The sequence below is a fragment of the Treponema peruense genome (assembly GCF_016117655.1).
Lineage (GTDB): Bacteria > Spirochaetota > Spirochaetia > Treponematales > Treponemataceae > Treponema_D > Treponema_D peruense.
On record NZ_CP064936.1, the window covers coordinates 1857081 to 1874751 of the forward strand.

The window sequence follows — 17671 nt, forward strand, 5'->3', positions numbered from 1 at the left end:
TTTATGAAAACAAGGAATTCATTTTTTGTTGCAGTCGCTTTATGCGCACTTTCTTCTTCTGCAGCTTTTGCATTCGACTGGCCGCAGGAACAGACAGCCTCAGATTCATTTTTTTCTTACTTCGGGCAGCTCAGGGGCGGAACAATAAGTTCATCTCTTATATTCAAGGACAATTCAGAAATAAAGGCAGCATATGAAGGACGCGTTACAGCCGTTATTACAGACCACGGTGATGACTTCGGCTGGTTTGAGTCCACGCTCGGCAACGCAGTTACTGTAGCACACAAAGACAATCTTGTTACGGTCTATGCAAATCTTGACGACGAATCAATTCCAGAAAAACTCTATGAAACAAAAAATGTTGAATCGGGCGAAAAACTCGGTGTAAGCGGAAACTCGGGCTGGCAGGAAGGACAGAGCTGTCTTGAATTCAAAGTAATTGACACAAAAAACGCCACGGTAATAAACCCAAGAATTCTTATGCCGCGCGTAGGAAAAGAACTGCCACTTGCCGTCGGTACACTTACAATGGACGGCAAGGACGGAAAATCACACAATCTTACATGGGAAAGATACATTCCGGCAGGAGTCTATTCACTTTACAGAAAAAGACAGAGTGTTGCGGTTCCTTACAGAACAAGTGTTGCAATAAACGGTGCTACAGTAGAGTCCATATCATACGACACTCTCAAAGAAAGTGCAGGTCTTCTTTGTGCAACAGGAAACTCAAATTATTCCGCGCAGGAACTGTACCCCGACGCAGAAAGACAACTTCTGGCCATAATACAGCTTACCCACGGTCGGAATACAGTTTCTGTTACCGTCACCAATATTCTTGGAGCGGCAACTTCAGTAACATATGCCCTGGACGTTTACTGATTCTGCGTGGCAACCGCGGAACCTTTCTTAATTGATTCCGAGATTATTCCGCCGCCGCAGATAACGCCGTCCCTGTAGAATACGACAGACTGTCCCGGGGCAACTGCACGCTGCGGTTCGCTGAACGTAATCTTTACGGCATCTCCCCCTGTTTCTGTACTGCCGCATGGTTCAATTCTTGCAGGAACAGGACGCGAGGCAAGCCTTATCTTTACAAGCGCATCAAATTCTTTTAAAGGATTAAAATCTGCAGGCCAGACAAGATCGTCTGCAATAAGCCCTTCGCAGAAAAGATCAGAATCTTTACCAAGAACAATGAGATTTTTTTCTTTGTCTATTGCTGCAACATAAAGCGGCTCTTTTGCACTTACGCCAAGTCCCCTTCTCTGCCCCACAGTGTAATGTTCTATTCCGCGGTGGTGTCCAAGAACGTGGCCGTCCATATCAATAAAATCCCCGGGAACAGAAGGCTTATCGCTGAACAGATAGTCAAACAGCTGTTCAGGAACAAAATCCTGGCTTTCTTCGCGGCCGGCAGCAACAAGTCCTTTCTGAACAGCCATTGCAATGACATCGCGCTTTTTGTATTCCCCAAGCGGAAACCTTACTTTTTCCAGAACTTCAGACGGAATTCTGTAAAGAAAATATGCCTGGTCTTTTGTTGCATCCATCGCGCATGCTATCTGAACAGGATATTTGTCTTTGCCTTCAGAGTCTCCCGTTATTCCGTAAGATTCTGAGAGTGAAACATCTGAACGCACAGCCGACGCATAGTGTCCTGTACAAAAATAATCGTAGTCTATGCCCAGTTTTTTGATTCCGGCCAGAAGAGCACCGAATTTTATAAACCGATTGCATCTTATACACGGATTGGGCGTGCGGCCGGCGCGGTATTCGGCAGTAAAATAGTCAAGAACCTGTTTTTTGTATTCTTCAGCAACATCTATCACATAATAGGGAATGTCATTTGCCTCACAAAAGGTTTTGCATTCTTCGATATTTTTTTCTTCTCCGGGACCATAGCAGCTTTCTCTCATATTCGGATCTTCGGGGAATCCTGGAATATCGTTTTTCCAGAGAGACATTGTAACTCCTACAACACGGCATCCGGCTTCCTTAAGAAGAAGTGCGGTCATAGTCGAATCGACTCCGCCTGAAAGTCCCACTACAACGAGATCGCCTTTTTTTGGCATCTCAAGCTTATTATAACTCATTCCTAAATCATACTATAAAACTAGGATTTAGACAACGGTCTGTAAAGTTGCTAATCAAAATAAATATTGTTATAATAGAAGATATGGAACACAATATGATTTTGTCGGCGTCGGGATGGCGCAAAATTTTTACTGAAAACAATGACGAAGAAAGCAAATCTAAACACATAGGGCTTGCAAACAGAAGACTCTGTGCCCTTATAGGAGAAACTTTTGCACAATATACAATTGCCGCAACCCAGAAAAAATCGCCTGTAATCGCGGTTGCAACAGACACAAGGCCTACAGGAAGCGAAATTGCAGATGCAGTTTTAAGGGCACTTTTATGCAGGGGAATAAAGGTTCATTTTCTTTCGGTTTCAGCCGCTCCGGAAATCATGGCCTATGCAAGAACACTCGACGGTTTTCTTTACATTTCTGCCAGCCACAATCCGGTCGGCCACAACGGAATAAAATTCGGTCTTAATGACGGCGGTGTTGTTCCGGGAAGCGAAGCAAAAAAACTTGCAGACAGTTTCAGGGCAAAATGCGGCGCCGTAAATGCAGAAGAACACGCAGACCGTCTTCTTGCGGAATGCAGCGAAAGTTCACTCAAAAAAGTGCTGGAGAGCAGTGCAAAATACAAAAAGCAGGCCCTTGCCGAATATGAAAACTTTTTGGGAAAAGTTATAACCGGCTTTGATCAGAAAAAAAAGCAGGACAAAATCTTTTCAGAAATAAAAAATGCACTTTCAAAATCGCCGGTTTCTGTTCTGTGTGACATGAACGGTTCGGCAAGAACGCTTTCTGTAGACAGAAAATACATGGAAGAGCGCGGAATCAAATTTCTGTCCTTCAATGACAATCCGGGGCAGATAGTCCACGCAATTATACCTGAACCCGAAAACCTTGTTCACTGCGCAAAGGCTATGACAGAACTTCAGAAATCAGGAAAAACAGATATAAAACTGGGCTACATGCCGGACTGCGACGGGGACAGGGGAAACATAGTCTACTGGGATGACAGTTCAAAAACCGCAAAACCAATTCCGGCGCAGGAAGTATTTGCGCTTTGTGTTGCAGCAGAAATCTCATGTTCAATCTGGAGCGGAACAGAATCAAAAATTGCAGTTGCTGTAAACGGACCTACTTCAATGAGAACAGACGAAATCTGCGCGGCATTCGGAGCTTGTGTATTCAGAGCCGAAGTAGGAGAAGCAAATGTCGTAAACCTTGCCAGAGAAAAGCGTGAAGAAGGTTACAGCGTAAGGATTCTTGGCGAAGGAAGCAACGGCGGCAACATAACATACCCTTCAAGCGTAAGGGATCCTCTTGCAACAATTTTTGCCATAATCAAACTTCTTGCAATAAGGGACAGCCTTGAACACGACGGAACAATAAGACCAGGTCTCTTCCATCTGTGGTGCATAAAGTCAGGTCAGGAAAACAAATACAAACCCGACTTTACACTTTCTGACATACTTGCTTCCCTTCCGGCATACACAACAACAGGAGTCAGCGAAAGCCGTGCAGTTCTTCACGTAAAGACCGAAGACAAGGGAAAGCTCAAGCTTAGGTTCCAAAAACTTTTTGAACAGGAATGGAAGGAACGTCGTGATGAACTTAAGGAAAAATACGGAATTGAATCATACGCCGCAGATACGACAAACGGTACAAAAGAAATCAAAAACGCAACCGACTGGAACAACGGCAACGGCGGCCTTAAAATAAGATTCATGGACTCTTCGGGAACAAACAAAGCCTTTATATGGATGAGACCAAGCGGAACAGAAAGCGTGTTCAGAGTAATGTGCGACACAAAGGGAATAAAACCGCAGGAAGAACATTCGCTTCTGGAATGGGAAACATCAATTCTTATGCGGGCAGATGCAATAGGAAAACAGTAGAAAAGAACTTAAAAAACTGATACACTTATAAAGCAGTATTCAAAAAAAAGTATTTTCAGACAGGAGATATTCATGAACGAACAGGAAATTCTTGACCGCGCAAAACAGTATATCGCGGAAGAAAAAGATGCATCATTCCGCAAGGAAGTCGAAGATCTCGTAGCCGCAAAGGATATGAAAGAACTCGAAGACAGATTCTACCAGAGCCTCGAGTTCGGAACAGGCGGACTCAGGGGAGTCATGGGCGGCGGAACAAACCGCATGAACACGCTCAATATAAGCAAAGCTACACAGGGGCTTGCAAACTACATTATAAAGGCTTTCCCGAAAGAAGCAGCAGCCGGAACTTTGAGCGCATGTATTGCTTATGACAGCCGCAACAACCACGACAAGTTCGCAGACATTACAGCAAGAGTTTTTGCCGCAAACGGAATCAAAGCCTATGCATTTACAGGAATGCGCCCTACCCCGGAACTGAGTTTTGCAATCAGGGTTCTCGGATGCAAAACCGGTGTTGTAGTTACAGCCAGCCACAATCCGCCGCAGTACAACGGATACAAGGCTTACTGGGACGACGGTGCACAGGTTGTTGAACCGCACGACAAGGGAATTATTGACGAAGTAAACGCCGTAAAGGAAGTAAAGCTCATCGACAAGGAACAGGCAATCAAAGAAGGTTCTATTGTTCTTATTGACAAAGAAATCGATGACAAGTTCCAGGCAATGATCAAGGCAAACCTTTACCGCCCTGAACTCATCAAGGAAAAGGCCGGCAGCGTAAAAGTAGTCTACACACCGCTTCACGGAACAGGTGCAATGCATGTAGAAAAAGTTCTTGGGGATCTTGGACTGAATGTAATAACCGTTCCTGAACAGCGCGAAGGTGACGGAAACTTCCCGACAGTAGAAAAGCCGAATCCTGAAGAAGCACCGGCACTCAAAATGGCTGTAGAGCTTGCAAAGAAGGAAAAGGCAGATGTTGTAATGGCAACTGATCCCGATGCAGACCGTTTCGGAACAGCATTCCCAGACAAAGACGGAAACTACGTTCTCGTTACAGGAAACCAGATGGGTACACTTCTTGCAGACTATGTTCTTCTCTCAAAGAAGGAATTCAACAAGATGCCTTCAAACCCGGTACTTATCCGCTCTATTGTAACAAGCCCGTTTGTAGACAAAATCGCTGCATCTTATGGTGTCAAAGTAAAGGAATGTCTTACAGGCTTCAAGTGGATTGCATACGATGAAGGCCAGATGGAAAAGACAGGAAACGAACACTACGCTTTTGGTCTTGAAGAAAGCTACGGTTACCTTGTAGAAACAGAAACAAGGGACAAAGACGGAATCTCGGCAGCTGCAATGTGTGCAGAAATGACACTTTACTGGGCAAGCAAGGGAAAGAGCCTTCTCGAACGCCTTAACGAACTCTACATGGAATACGGTCTTTTTGAAGACAGGGCAATCAGCAAGAACTTCCCGGGGGTTTCAGGCCCAGGAATAATGAAGGGAATTATGACAAAGCTCCGTGAAGACGGACTCAAGTCTCTTGCAGGAAAGCGTGTTGTAAAAATCCGCGACATCCAGCAGCAGATTGAATTTGACCCTGCAGAACCTTTAAAGAAAGCTTCACTTCCATGGCCAAAGAGCAACGTTCTTCAGTTTATTCTTGAAGGCGGAACAATCGTAAGCGCACGCCCGAGCGGAACAGAACCAAAGATTAAGTTCTATATAAACAGCACAGTTCCTGTTTCTGCAAAAACAGAAGCAGCACTCAGCGCAGCAAAGAAAGATGCCGACGACCTCTGCAATAAAATAACAGCAGAGATACAGGCTGTTCTTGATGCAGCAAACTAAGGGGCAGTTTCGTATTATCAGGGACTACAAACATCTTGCACGCGAATTCTACAGCGGAACAGTGTTTGTAGCCTTTGATACAGAAACCACGGGGCTTCATGCCGAATCTGACTTTATGCTTGAAATAGGAGCCGTAAAGTTTTCGAAAGACGGCATTATAGGAGCCCCGTTCGACAAGATAATAAAACCGCCGGTCCCGGTTCCGCAGTTTATTGAACAGCTGACAGGAATTACAGACGGCATGGCACAGGACGGTGTTTCTGAAAGTTCTGCGCTTCTTTCTTTTCTTTCATATCTGGATACACAAAACACAGTTCTTATTGCCCACAACGCCCCTTTTGATCTGGGATTTATGCACGCGGGTCTTGAAAGATGTGCGCTCGGCCCGCTCAAAAATAAATGTATAGATACACTGCCTTTGGCAAGATGGGCTTACCCCAAACTGGTACTTGAACCGCAGAAAGGACAGTATAAACTGCAGTCCCTTGCTTCAAGATTCTGTATAAATGTTATGGCAGCACACAGGGCAAGTGACGACGCCAGAGTCTGCATGGAAGTATTCAAAAGAATTTTAAGTGACACAATGAGTGTTCAGAAAGACGTTCAGTGCGAAACCGTACGCGAAGGGGAATTGTTTTAAAAAAAATCAAGGCTGCCTTATACAAAAGACAGCCCTGAAGACATTCTACAAAAACTGATTAAAGATTGTCAAAAAAGCCTTTGGCCTTAAGAAGTTCTGCATTGAGAATTCCGCCGAGGGCAGCACCTCTTTTTGTATTGTGGCTTAGTGCTACAAATTTTACGTCAAAGACATTGCACTTTCTGAGTCTTCCTATTACACAGGCCATTCCCTTTTCTGTCTCGCGGTCACGTCTTGGCTGCGGACGGTTTTCTTCGTGGCGTACAACAATGGCATGGTCCGGAGCTGACGGCAACTTTAATTCCTGCGGAACAGACGAAAATTCAGTCCAGACGCGCTCAATTTCTTCAAGGGACGGCTTTTTGTCTTCGGGAAGATCAAATTCAAGGCTTACTGTTGCAGTGTGTCCGTCAATTACCGGAACCCTAGTACATGTAGAACTTACTACAGGTGCAGTTGCATTCTGTATTTTTTCGCCGCTGACAGTTCCAAGAATCTTAAGACATTCGCGTTCGGTCTTTTCTTCTTCACCACCAATATAGGGAACAATGTTGTCAATCATGTCAAAGCTGGAAACTCCGGGATAACCGGCGCCGCTTACTGCCTGAAGTGTCGTAACAATCATTCTTTTTACAGGATAGCCGGCGCGTATAAGTGCATAAAGCGGCATCATATAAGTCTGGAGAGAACAGTTGGGCTTAACTGCAATGAAGCCTTTGTCCCAGCCGTGGTGTGCCTGCTGCTTTTTGATTATATCAAGATGGGCGCTGTTTATCTCGGGAATAAGCATAGGAACGTCATCTGTCCAGCGGTTTGCACTGGCATTTGAAACAACAGGAATTCCTTCTGCAGCATAAGCTTCTTCAAGAGCCTTTATTTCTTCTTTTCCCATCTCAAGTGCGCTGAATACAAACTTGCACTTTCCCAAAGCCAGCGAAGCATCATTTGCATCCTGTACTGTAAGATTTGCAACACCTTGCGGAATGTCAGAACCGATAAGCCACCTGCTTGCAACGGCATCCTTATAGAGTTTGCCTGCACTGCGGGGAGATGCAGCAACATAAGTTACTTCAAACCACGGATGATTATCCAGCAGCTTTATATAACGCTGGCCAACCATTCCGGTTGCACCCAAAATACCAACAGAAATCTTTTCCATAATATTCTCCCATAAAATACCGGCGGCAACTGCAACCGGCGTTTTTATATGACTAAAGATTGCATTCCTTTATTGCAGCCTTTATTGTTTCCTGTGCGGCAGGATTCGCTTCTACGAGAGGAAGTCTAAGAGCACCTGCAGCCATTCCCTTTACATTCATTGCATACTTTATGCTTATGGGGTTTCCGTCACAGAAAGCTGCCCTAAAGAAAGGCTGGAGTCTGTAATGAATCTTTTTTGCAGACTCAAAGTCACCCTTCATGCAGTCATGAACCATCTGTGTCATAAGTCCCGGAATCATGTTCGTAACTACAGAAATGACCCCGTCACCGCCGGCAGCCATAAGAGGAAGTGTAAGCCCGTCATCGCCACTCATTACAGAGAAGTCGGGGTTTGCAAGCTTTATTTTTTCTATGACTTCCATCATCTGTGAAATATTTCCGCTTGCTTCTTTGACGCCAATAATATTGGGAAGTGAAGCAATTCTCTTGAGGAGGGAAACAGAAATATTTTTTCCTGTACGACCCTGAATGTTGTATACAACAATGGGAACACCAACTTTTGAAACAGCTTCAAAATGGCGGTAAATACCTTCATCACTCGGCTTATTGTAATAGGGAGTAACAACAAGCGCAAAATCCGCTCCGTGACGTTTTGCACGTTCAACATAACGTACTGCGTCCCTTGTGTTATTGCTTCCGGCACCGACAAGAACTTTTACATCTTTACCGTTTTTGCTGTTAAACTCACGAACCAGCGGAATACAGACATCAAGAAGTTTTTCTTCTTCATCTTCATCAAGTGTCGGAGTTTCACCGCTTGTTCCGAGGGGAAGAAGTCCATCTATTCCCTGCTCCAGCTGAAAAACAATGTTTTTTCTAAACCCTTCATAATCTACGCTCCCGTCCTGAAGCATGGGTGTTATCAAAGCTGTGTAAGATCCCTGAAGTTTTGCCATAATTAGCCCCTACAATAAGTATAGAAAATCAGCAAAAAGCCTGCGTTATATAACCGTTCGGCTTACAAAAGGCCTTCTGACTGACTGCATATTATTACATTTTATGGTAAATTAATCAATATTCAGCATATTTAAGCAGAAAGGCATAAAAAAGGGCCGTCCGTATCAGAAGGACAGCCCAGTTTCTTTCATTTTTAAATATAAGTTTAGTAATATATATGTTAATCTCATCCCGCCATTGTTATCTTTGTAACACCTGACGCTGTGAATAATACCCCTGTAAATGGGTACACTCAATAATCAAAAATACCCTAAACATAGTATTTTTATACCCTAAATATGGTATAAAAACCTTTATTTTTGAAATAACTTGAGTTATACTGTTTATATGTTCCATTTTAGCAAAAAATCAATAAAGTTTTTCATATATACAGCACTTTTTCTGTTTGCAGCTCGGGCCCACGCATCTTCCCCTCACAACGAAAAAATAATCCCAGACCTTACAGAACAGTCCGTTCTTGTCCCAAAAAGCAAGTCAATTCCATACAAAGCAAAAAAATACCTGGACAAAGAAAACAAATACAAATGCTCTAATCTGCCCGTTCAGGAACTGAAAAAAGTAAAAATTCCGTTCAACCCGGGATTTTATACAGGAACACTGTGGCTGGACTTGACATTTTCCGACACAAAACAGACAGAAGGAAGCGATTACTATCTCTATTTTGGCCATGAACACATAGATTTTGCCGAAGTATTCCTTGATACAGGCGATGAATGGAAGTTTCTGGGACGCACCGGAAGAAGCATTTCGACAGATGAAATTACATATCCCAACTGGAGACTCTGCATTCCGTTCAGCGAAGTTACTTTTCCAGAAGAAAAAGAACACCATATCCGCATAAGGCTTGTTTCTTACATCGGTTCGCCGGTGATTGTATCTATTGTTCCCAAGCGCGTTTTTGACAGCAGCCAGAGTTTTCTGGAATTCTACACTTACTGCATTTTTGGAATTTTTATTCTTATTTCATTAATGCTTCTTGCAATAGGTATCGGACTGAAAGAAAAGCCATATCTGGCTCTTGCTGGGGCGGCCTTTACATTTACGATTCTTCAGATGCAGATGCGAGGCATAGGACCGGTTTATCTTTGGAACGGGCTTATGACAAAAATTCCGCACAGCGTAAGAATTATGTACATTCTTACCGTTCTGTATGTTATTTTCTTAATCACATTCTTTACAGTTCATTTAAAAAGAAAAAAACAGGATGGGACTGCATTCATAATTCTGCCGTTTCTTCTTACAATTTCAACCGGAATTCTCATTCTCTGTTTTATTGTACATTCACCTGCAATAATGTTCTGCATTTTTGTAATAGGCATGATTACCGTAAAGACAATTTTCTGCGCCTGCATTTTTTCGGATCTGAAATATTTTGACAAAAACACAAAACTTATTCTTACACTCTGGACTCCGGGACTTATCATTTCTGTAATTATGCAAAGTGCATCTATTCTAAGAACCATGCCGGAATTTTCATTCCTTACATTTTTCAGCAAAACAGAAGACAATCTTGTTTTCACAACCGACTTTCTTTTGCTTACACTTCCAGCAATATACACTGTCGGAATAACGTTCAGGCAAAAATATTCTTCGGTACGCACGATGCTTCAATATACAAAAGAAAACTACTCTGAACTCAGAAAAAAAACTTCACTCACCTTTATGGTAATAAAAACACTTGCAGAATCATCGTTTGTAATGAAAAATGCAGCCGCCCTTCTGGCAGGACGAATTTCAGAAAAAAACGAACAGGAATATGCTGATATAATAAAATATAATTCTGCAAGAATAAATGATTATCTTAAAGCAGTTTGTGTTTTTGAAAATAAAAATGAACTCAAGAATGTTCCCATACAGATTCTTCCGTTTTTTAACAGCTGCATAAAAGCTTCAGAAAAAACAGCCGCAGTAAAAGAAAACAAAATTACAGTAACAACAGAAGTTTCAGCTGACTGCGTAGTCTATGCGGACTGCAATATAATGGAAATAATTATGGTCAGTTTTATAGCATCGGTTTTGAAAATTTCCCCACGCGGAACAACAATTCCCGTTAACTTCAGAAACTCAGGAAAAAGTTTTATGCTCAGCGCAACAAGCAGAATAACTGTTTCCAATTTAAAGTCTGCACTCCCCAGTCTTTATCCGGTTCTTGTCAAAGGAAAAAAAGCAGATTTCAATACCTTCGAAAAAAGTGATGGTATAGAATTCAACCTTGTTTTGAGCACGATAGAAATCTACAACGGAAAGATGACCGCACTGGAAGTTGCAGGTGGCTGCCGTTTTGAAATTGAGTTTTCCCCAGAAATTATTGCAGACAAAGACAAGCCGTCTGTTATGGTCAGAGACTCAATGATTATGCAGGAATCAAAAAAAACAATCTCTGTGCAGGAAAATGATTCATTCGATTTTGGTCTTCTTCCGGAATACAAAACACCGCCGAATATTCTTTTTGTTGCAGGACACACCGGGGAACGCAATTTTATAAAAAATATTCTGTCCCATAGCTGCAGCGTAACAATTGCATCTAACGGAGCAGAAGCGCTTGAAATATTGAACTCACCTGACTATAAACGCATGGATTTGATAATCAGCGATTACAATCTTGCAATCATAGACGGAGCTGAACTTTTTGAAAAATGCAGTTATGACTCCCTTACGCAGGACATTCCTTTTATTATGATGACTCCGGTAAATGAAAAAGAAAACATGTCTCGGCTGTTTAAAAAAGGACTTGCAGACTGTCTTGTTACACCTTTTTCTATTGAAGATTTGACACAGAAAATTCAGGCAGTAATTTCGGTATCGCAAAAAATAAGACATTCAACAATGAGCAGAATAGGTGAAACTTCATTTATTGAAGAGCCGCAGAAAAAAACAGAAAAGCAGCATGCAGTTCAGGATAATCCCAAAGACAGCACCGGCAATCTTGACAGTTTTGATCTTTCGGCAAGAGAAAAACAGATTGCACTTCTTATAGCAGAAGGAAAAACAGACAAAGAGATTTCTGCGGAACTCAAAATTTCTCCGCTTACAGTTGCTACACACAACAAGAAAATCTTCAAAAAAATAAATGTACACAGCCGTGTTGAGTTAATGCAAAAACTTCGGTAAAATGCAGAATGCGAGGTAAACGTATATATGTCAGGAAATACATTTGGTGAAATATTCAGAGTAACAACTTTTGGTGAAAGCCATGGAGCCGCGCTTGGATGCATAATTGACGGCTGCCCTGCAGGAATTAAAGCAGATGAAGAATTTCTTCAGCACGAAATGGACAGAAGAAAACCAGGTACAAAGGGAGCCGCAGTTACAGCAAGAAACGAAAGCGACAAGGCAGAAATTCTTAGCGGCGTGTTCGAAGGAAAAACTACAGGAACACCGATTGCAGTTCTCATAAGAAATTCAAACCAGCATTCATCTGACTACAACAATATCTGCGACAAATTCAGGCCGGGTCATGCAGACTACACATACTTTATGAAATACGGCATACGCGATTACAGAGGCGGCGGACGTTCGAGCGGGAGAGAAACCTGTGCCAGGGTTGCTGCAGGTGCATTTGCAAAAATGCTGCTTAAAGAACAAGGCATTTCAATTTGTGCCTACACAAAAGAAGCAGCCGGAATAAAATGCAGTAAAACAGATGAATCCCAGATAGAAAAAAATTTGATGCGTGCTCCAGATTCAGACGCTGCAGCCATTATGCAAAAAAGAATCGAAGAATTAAAAAAAGAAGGAGATTCCGCCGGCGGAATAATTGAATGTGTAATCAGAGGAGTTCCGGCAGGACTTGGAGAACCTGTATTTGACAAAATAGATGCTGTTCTTGCACACGCAATGCTTTCTATAGGAGCTGTCAAAGGAATTGAATTCGGTGCTGGGTTCGATGCAGCGGAACTTACAGGAAGCGAAAACAATGATTCCATGAAAAAAGATGCAGTCTTTGCTTCAAACAACGCCGGCGGAATTCTAGGTGGAATTTCACGCGGTGACGAAATAATTTTCAGGGTAGCAGTAAAACCCGTTCCCAGCATTTACAGGGAACAAAAAACAGTCGATACTTCAATGTCTGAATGCAGCATAAAAATCGAAGGTCGCCACGATGTATGCCTTTGCCCAAGAATTATTCCCGTAGTAGAAGCAATGGCAGCAATTGCAGTTGCAGATTTAAGTCTCAGAAACAGAAGTTCAAAATCGGAGTAACCGGCAATGCACATTAAATCAAAAGAAACATTTGCTTCTTTTCTTGCGGGTTTGGCAATCTCTATTTTTATTGTCACACCCGTAATTTTGAATTTATTCAATATACTTTACCCAAAAGAATGTGAATCCCTTGCAGGACAAAGTCAGAATGAATTCCAGAAAAAACTCGACACACTTTTTCCCGAAAGACTGCAGATTGTAAAAGAACTTCCGTACAAAACTGTTCCGGCAGAAATTCCCGTACATGCACAGAGCGCAATTCTTATTGATGCACAGACAGGAAATATTCTCTATAAAAAAAATGCAGACGAACTTATTCCCCCGGCTTCAATGACAAAACTTGTAGAAATGTATGTTGTTCTTGATGCTACAGAAAAAGGTAAAATATCGCTCGACGATAAGGTTCCCCTTCCGCCTCAAAGCTGGGCAATCAATCTTCCGCGTGACGCTTCAATAATGTTTCTGGCACAGGGACAGCAGGTTACTCTCAGAGAACTTCTTCTTGGTCTTTCCATTGCAAGCGGAAACGATGCGTCAATAGCAGTTGCAAATTATGTTGCCGGCAATATGGAAGATTTTGTCATGCAGATGAACAGCACCGTAAATGAACTTGGTCTTAAAAACACAAAATTTGTAGAATCAAGCGGTTACAGTGAAAAGAACATTACTACAGCAAAAGAATTTGCTGCTTTCTGCAAAGTTTATATAGAAAGATTTCCGTTTGCAATAAATGACTTTCACTCACAAAAAGTGTTGCGCTATCCTCTGGAACACAATCTGCCTCAAAGCCAGCGCGCGCAGGGTGACGGTCAGGCTGTAGTCCAATACAACACAAACAAACTTCTTGGAAAACTGGAAGGCTGCGACGGGCTCAAGACAGGCTTTATCTACGAAAGCGGTTACAATATTGCGCTTACTGCAAAAAGAGGAAACCGCCGCTTTATTTCAGTAACAATGCGCGGTCCCGGAACAGGTTCTGCAGAAGGAAACAAATACAGAAACGAAGATGGAACAGCCCTCATGGAATTTGCATTCAGAAAATTTGCGCCGTACACAGACAGTGAAGAAAGAAAATATTCTGTTCCTGTTCTTGGCTCAAAGGTGAACTCTGTAAATCTTGTTCCGGCAGAAGATGCATCTTTTTCAGTTCCTTTCATAACAGGAACAGACGCAGAAGACTGTGCAAAAAAAGTTCGTACAGAAATAAATATTCCTTCATACATATACGGCCAGGTTCAGCAGGGAGCGCCTTACGGACAGATTGTTTACAAAATAGACGACACGCTTCTTAAATCAGTTCCGCTGGTTGCAGACCGGGACAGCAGCAGACGCTTTTCACTTTGGTCAGTTGCAGCAAAAATAATTGCGGAATTTATTTTATAATTTCGCGCACGTCAACTATCTCATAGCCGCTGTCAAGAATTGAGGCTATAAGATAATTGATTTTTTCAAATACATATTCACTTCTGGCTTTTCCGCTTTTTCCTACGTTAACAGAAAGAACTGTTCCGTCAGAAAGTGAACTGAGTATTTTTTCTATGGAACTTTCGCAGTCATTTTCTGCAGAAAGGGCATTCACGTATCTGTAGCCTGCATCACTTCCGGCTTTGCGCATAAGTTCACTTGAACGGTATTCAGGAGCGTGCCACAAAAGTGCAAGTTCTTTTCCTGTAGCAGAAAAAAATTCATCTTCGTTCCTGACAAGACCGCGCCTTATAAAATCTGCATCAATTGCAAAATCATCCGATACAAGATTTGCATTTGAATAAAATCCGGATGCACAGTCTGCACCATAAGCAAGCTGGACTGTTTCCAAAGGATAGCGCCGTATAAATTCACCGTTAATAAAAAATGTAGTTTTTATTCCGTAAAAATTTACAGAGTTCAGCACAAAGGCAACTCCGTCTGCGCTGTCAGTTGCATCAAAAACAAGGGCTATTTTTTTTGCATCAGGTTTTTCTTCATCTGTTTCAGGAAAAACAGAATATGTTGTAGTTCCTCCAGAAAGTGAACGTACATAAATTGCATTGTCAAAAAGTTTATTCAAAGAAGTTCCCGTAAACACTCTGAACTTTCCATTTTTTTCTGAAAAAATTTCTGTACCAGAATTCAGTTTTGCTTCTGACCAGACAGAAGATGCTTCTTTATAAAAATATTTTTTTCCGGAAGAGACAGCGTAAACAGAATCTCTTTCCCAACCGCAGTTTTGTGCCGAAGAAAGGAACAGAAAAGAAGATTCAGTCTTTGCAGACTCAGAAGACGGGACTCTAAAAACTCTTACAGAATTTTCACCGCCTGCAATAAGATTTCTTGAGTCGCGCCATGCAAGTGAATGTATTTCTTCACCTGCAACTTCTGTTCTGGGTTTCTGGCTGAGTGCATCAAAGATACACAGTTTTTTGGGGCCGGAATATGCAACAAATCTTCTGTCCGGAGACAAAACCGGCGCGACAGAATTTTCTGTTTCAAAAAGTCTTGCCATCCTGTCGAAAAGAGTAAAAAGTGAACTCACCTTTTTTCCGGAAGAATAACTTATCATGTCAATCCAAAGCAGAGGTTTTCTTTCTGAAGTCCAGAATACATCGTAAGAAAACGGATTTCCGCCAAGTGCAGACAAAGGATAAATTGCATTTATTTTTGCGTAATCGTATCCAACCGACCCGAGCGTACAATATGTTATGAGATTGTTTCCGGTTATTGTAATAATCTGAGTGCCGTTCGGGTCACAAAAGAATTTGTCATGCATGGAATCAAATGCAGAAGAAAGCCTTCCTACAATTGTTCCGTTTCCTACAAGCGATGCATAAAGTCCGCGCGTATAAAGTTCGTTGCCGTATATTCTGTAAATTATGTCGCCGTTGATATAAAGAATATCACCTTCTTCGGTCCATCTTACGCAGTCAATGTAACCCTGCCCGATTCTGCGGTAACTTTCAGAAAGACGCACATTTTTAAACAACGATTCAGGCGTTTCAAAATAAATGCTTCCGTTGTTTTCGTAAAGAAGAAAGCGACTGTCAGGTGACCAGCGTATATTGACATCACTTCCGCCAAGAGTCTGAGAGTCAACAAGAATTCTTTCTTCCATAGCAACGGCATTCATTATCACAAGACTTCCGCGGCAGATTCCGTCTGCCCTTACAAAACAAATCCACCTGCCGTCAGGACTTACGCTCTGTGAATTTACGGCAGAATATCCAACAGGAAGTTTTTCTGCACGGGAAATCCATGTTAACTTATCTTCACTAAACGAATACCATGCTGTTCCGTAACGGTTTCTTACCTGAAGATTTTTTCCTTCATCAAGAACTTCCATTTTTTCGGGAAAACATGTTAAAATTTTTGGTGAATCAAGAGTAGAGTTTTTTCCAAGTTTTGTAAGGAATACACTCTCATATTTTTTTGTTCCCGGAATATCATTTTTGACGGTAAACAAAAGTGCGTCTTTACTTCCAAGACTCAAATCAGAAAACAATACACCGGCATGAGCCTTAAAGCCCACCCCGGTACAGAGAACTACAGAAAGAAAAGCGCTGATTATTTTTATTCTTGCATTCATTGTTTTACCATCACTTGAGCACTGTCGCTGGATCCACCAGTCTTCCGTTTTTGTAAACAGAAAAATGCAGATGCGGTCCGGTAGAATATCCTGTACTTCCTACAAGACCGATTTTTGTTCCAACAGAAACTTCGTCGCCCTTTGAAACAAGAATTTTGCTCATATGCGCGTACAAAGTCTGATATCCGTCAAAGTGTCTTATTATAACATAATTTCCGTAAATTTTATGGAAGCCGGCAGCAGCAACTGTTCCGTTCATTGCAGGGCGGATTGAAGTTCCCGTAGGACAGGCCATATCAATTCCGGTATGATGCGAATCAACTCCGGAAAAAGGATCTTTTCTGTAACCGAACTTTGATGTAAGACGCCACCGTACAGTAAGAGGACAGATAAATGTTTCACCCATAGCGCGGCGCAGAGTATTTTTGTCAAGACGTGCACCGGGAATGTAAAGCTGTGAGCCGGTTTTAAGAACATCAGAAGCCATATCGTTAACATCAAGAATGTCTTCTATGCTTACACCGTATCTTGAGGAAATCGACCCCAGACTTTCTCCTGATGAAACTGTATGAACAAGACCGTCCACCGAAGGAATACGTATTTTTGTTCCAGATCGTACAGATCTTACATTGTCAATTTTATTTACAGCAATAAGGGTAGAAATATTTGAAAGACCAAACTTAAGGCTGATTCCACTGATTGTATCTCCGGGTCTTACAGTATATTCAGAAAAAACAACGGGTTCCTTAAACGAAGCTTTTGCAGAAACAGGAAGCCCGTTTTCTGAAAAAACATTTCCGTCTGTGTCAAAATAGCCGATTCTTTCAAATGCAAAATCGGTCATTGCAGAGTCAAGAAAGACATAATTGTCTGCGGCAGAAATCCCCAGATCTACGCGGCGTGCAAATCCTTCAGAAAAAGAAAGAAGTACAGAAACAATAAACGGAACAAAAGCCGCAAGCGCAATAAACGGAATTACAGAAGCGTGGCTTTTTATAAAAGAACGCAATTTTCTTGCGGCAAGAACACAGCGTCCTTCTGCTTCACTCAGAAAAGAATGAAAATTAAAATAACGCAGACTTCGGTTCAATGAAACAGAATGTGCAGCAACAGAACGTGAAGTGTGTCTTGCTCCTGAAGCCTTTCCAAAAGAAAAATTCAGAAAAGAACGGTTTTCAAATCTTTTTCCATAGCCCGAAAAATCAGAACAGTTTATTATTTCCATGCTTAGTGTATCGACATAAAACATTTTCCATAT

At 42.0% G+C, this 17671-nt stretch carries 12 protein-coding genes; 7 read left to right on the forward strand and 5 right to left on the reverse strand.

Annotated features, from left to right (window positions below; translation table 11 throughout):
• The first annotated feature begins 3 nt into the window (after positions 1-3).
• Complete coding sequence (locus IWA51_RS08575) at positions 4-879, forward strand: M23 family metallopeptidase (RefSeq protein WP_198442112.1); 876 nt, start codon at positions 4-6, stop codon at positions 877-879.
• Here IWA51_RS08575 and mnmA read toward each other — a convergent pair.
• A complete protein-coding gene (gene mnmA / locus IWA51_RS08580; RefSeq protein WP_198442113.1) occupies positions 873-2093 on the reverse strand; it encodes a tRNA 2-thiouridine(34) synthase MnmA in 1221 nt (406 codons plus the stop codon). The two genes, IWA51_RS08575 and mnmA, sit on opposite strands and share 7 nt — an antisense overlap.
• A gap of 83 nt (positions 2094-2176) precedes the next feature.
• Here mnmA and IWA51_RS08585 point away from each other — a divergent pair, with 83 nt between their 5' ends.
• The 3 genes from IWA51_RS08585 (at position 2177) to IWA51_RS08595 (ending at position 6473) form a co-directional block, all read left to right on the forward strand.
• Positions 2177-3979 carry a phosphoglucomutase gene (locus IWA51_RS08585; protein ID WP_230402635.1) on the forward strand — a complete coding sequence of 601 codons (1803 nt, stop codon included), beginning with the start codon at positions 2177-2179 and terminating at the stop codon, positions 3977-3979.
• A gap of 72 nt (positions 3980-4051) precedes the next feature.
• Positions 4052-5833, forward strand: a complete 1782-nt coding sequence (locus tag IWA51_RS08590) for a phospho-sugar mutase (RefSeq protein ID WP_198442114.1) — start codon at positions 4052-4054, stop codon at positions 5831-5833.
• On the forward strand, positions 5820-6473 hold the full coding sequence (locus IWA51_RS08595; RefSeq protein ID WP_198442115.1) for a 3'-5' exonuclease: 654 nt from the start codon (positions 5820-5822) through the stop codon (positions 6471-6473). Before IWA51_RS08590 ends, IWA51_RS08595 begins: the two co-directional genes overlap by 14 nt.
• Positions 6474-6531: 58 nt before the next feature.
• Here the strand turns inward: IWA51_RS08595 and asd are convergent, their stop codons facing one another.
• Positions 6532-7632, reverse strand: coding sequence for an aspartate-semialdehyde dehydrogenase (asd, locus tag IWA51_RS08600; protein ID WP_198442116.1), 1101 nt, complete (start codon positions 7630-7632; stop codon positions 6532-6534).
• 52 nt (positions 7633-7684) lie between these two features.
• Positions 7685-8590, reverse strand: coding sequence for a 4-hydroxy-tetrahydrodipicolinate synthase (dapA, locus tag IWA51_RS08605; RefSeq protein WP_177527520.1), 906 nt, complete (start codon positions 8588-8590; stop codon positions 7685-7687).
• A 388-nt stretch (positions 8591-8978) separates the two neighbouring features.
• Between dapA and IWA51_RS08610 the strand changes: the two genes are divergently transcribed.
• Genes IWA51_RS08610 through IWA51_RS08620 form a run of 3 tightly spaced genes read left to right on the forward strand, consistent with a single transcriptional unit; the run spans position 8979 to position 14237 of the window.
• The gene (locus tag IWA51_RS08610) at positions 8979-11762 is read left to right on the forward strand and encodes a LuxR C-terminal-related transcriptional regulator (RefSeq protein WP_198442117.1); all 2784 of its coding nucleotides are present in this window, start codon (positions 8979-8981) and stop codon (positions 11760-11762) included.
• Between the two features lie 27 nt (positions 11763-11789).
• Positions 11790-12854 carry a chorismate synthase gene (gene aroC, locus IWA51_RS08615; RefSeq protein ID WP_198442118.1) on the forward strand — a complete coding sequence of 355 codons (1065 nt, stop codon included), beginning with the start codon at positions 11790-11792 and terminating at the stop codon, positions 12852-12854.
• 6 nt (positions 12855-12860) lie between these two features.
• Positions 12861-14237: a D-alanyl-D-alanine carboxypeptidase family protein gene (locus IWA51_RS08620; RefSeq protein WP_198442119.1), complete on the forward strand. Its 1377-nt coding sequence runs from the start codon at positions 12861-12863 to the stop codon at positions 14235-14237.
• On the opposite strand, the gene IWA51_RS08625 is transcribed toward IWA51_RS08620, so the two are convergent.
• Together IWA51_RS08625 and IWA51_RS08630 are read right to left on the reverse strand one after the other, a co-directional pair.
• The gene (locus IWA51_RS08625; protein ID WP_198442120.1) at positions 14227-16413 is read right to left on the reverse strand and encodes a polysaccharide deacetylase family protein; all 2187 of its coding nucleotides are present in this window, start codon (positions 16411-16413) and stop codon (positions 14227-14229) included. The two genes, IWA51_RS08620 and IWA51_RS08625, sit on opposite strands and share 11 nt — an antisense overlap.
• Positions 16414-16423: 10 nt before the next feature.
• The gene (locus IWA51_RS08630; protein ID WP_230402636.1) at positions 16424-17662 is read right to left on the reverse strand and encodes a peptidoglycan DD-metalloendopeptidase family protein; all 1239 of its coding nucleotides are present in this window, start codon (positions 17660-17662) and stop codon (positions 16424-16426) included.
• Positions 17663-17671: the final 9 nt, after the last annotated feature.

Excerpts from the sequence above, each read along its gene's own strand:
- IWA51_RS08575 (WP_198442112.1), top strand. The coding sequence starts at position 4 with ATGAAAACAAGGAATTCATTTTTTGTTGCAGTCGCTTTATGCGCACTT.
- mnmA (WP_198442113.1), bottom strand. The coding sequence starts at position 2,093 with ATGAGTTATAATAAGCTTGAGATGCCAAAAAAAGGCGATCTCGTTGTA.
- IWA51_RS08585 (WP_230402635.1), top strand. The coding sequence starts at position 2,177 with ATGGAACACAATATGATTTTGTCGGCGTCGGGATGGCGCAAAATTTTT.
- IWA51_RS08590 (WP_198442114.1), top strand. The coding sequence starts at position 4,052 with ATGAACGAACAGGAAATTCTTGACCGCGCAAAACAGTATATCGCGGAA.
- IWA51_RS08595 (WP_198442115.1), top strand. The coding sequence starts at position 5,820 with ATGCAGCAAACTAAGGGGCAGTTTCGTATTATCAGGGACTACAAACAT.
- asd (WP_198442116.1), bottom strand. The coding sequence starts at position 7,632 with ATGGAAAAGATTTCTGTTGGTATTTTGGGTGCAACCGGAATGGTTGGC.
- dapA (WP_177527520.1), bottom strand. The coding sequence starts at position 8,590 with ATGGCAAAACTTCAGGGATCTTACACAGCTTTGATAACACCCATGCTT.
- IWA51_RS08610 (WP_198442117.1), top strand. The coding sequence starts at position 8,979 with ATGTTCCATTTTAGCAAAAAATCAATAAAGTTTTTCATATATACAGCA.
- aroC (WP_198442118.1), top strand. The coding sequence starts at position 11,790 with ATGTCAGGAAATACATTTGGTGAAATATTCAGAGTAACAACTTTTGGT.
- IWA51_RS08620 (WP_198442119.1), top strand. The coding sequence starts at position 12,861 with ATGCACATTAAATCAAAAGAAACATTTGCTTCTTTTCTTGCGGGTTTG.
- IWA51_RS08625 (WP_198442120.1), bottom strand. The coding sequence starts at position 16,413 with ATGAATGCAAGAATAAAAATAATCAGCGCTTTTCTTTCTGTAGTTCTC.
- IWA51_RS08630 (WP_230402636.1), bottom strand. The coding sequence starts at position 17,662 with ATGTTTTATGTCGATACACTAAGCATGGAAATAATAAACTGTTCTGAT.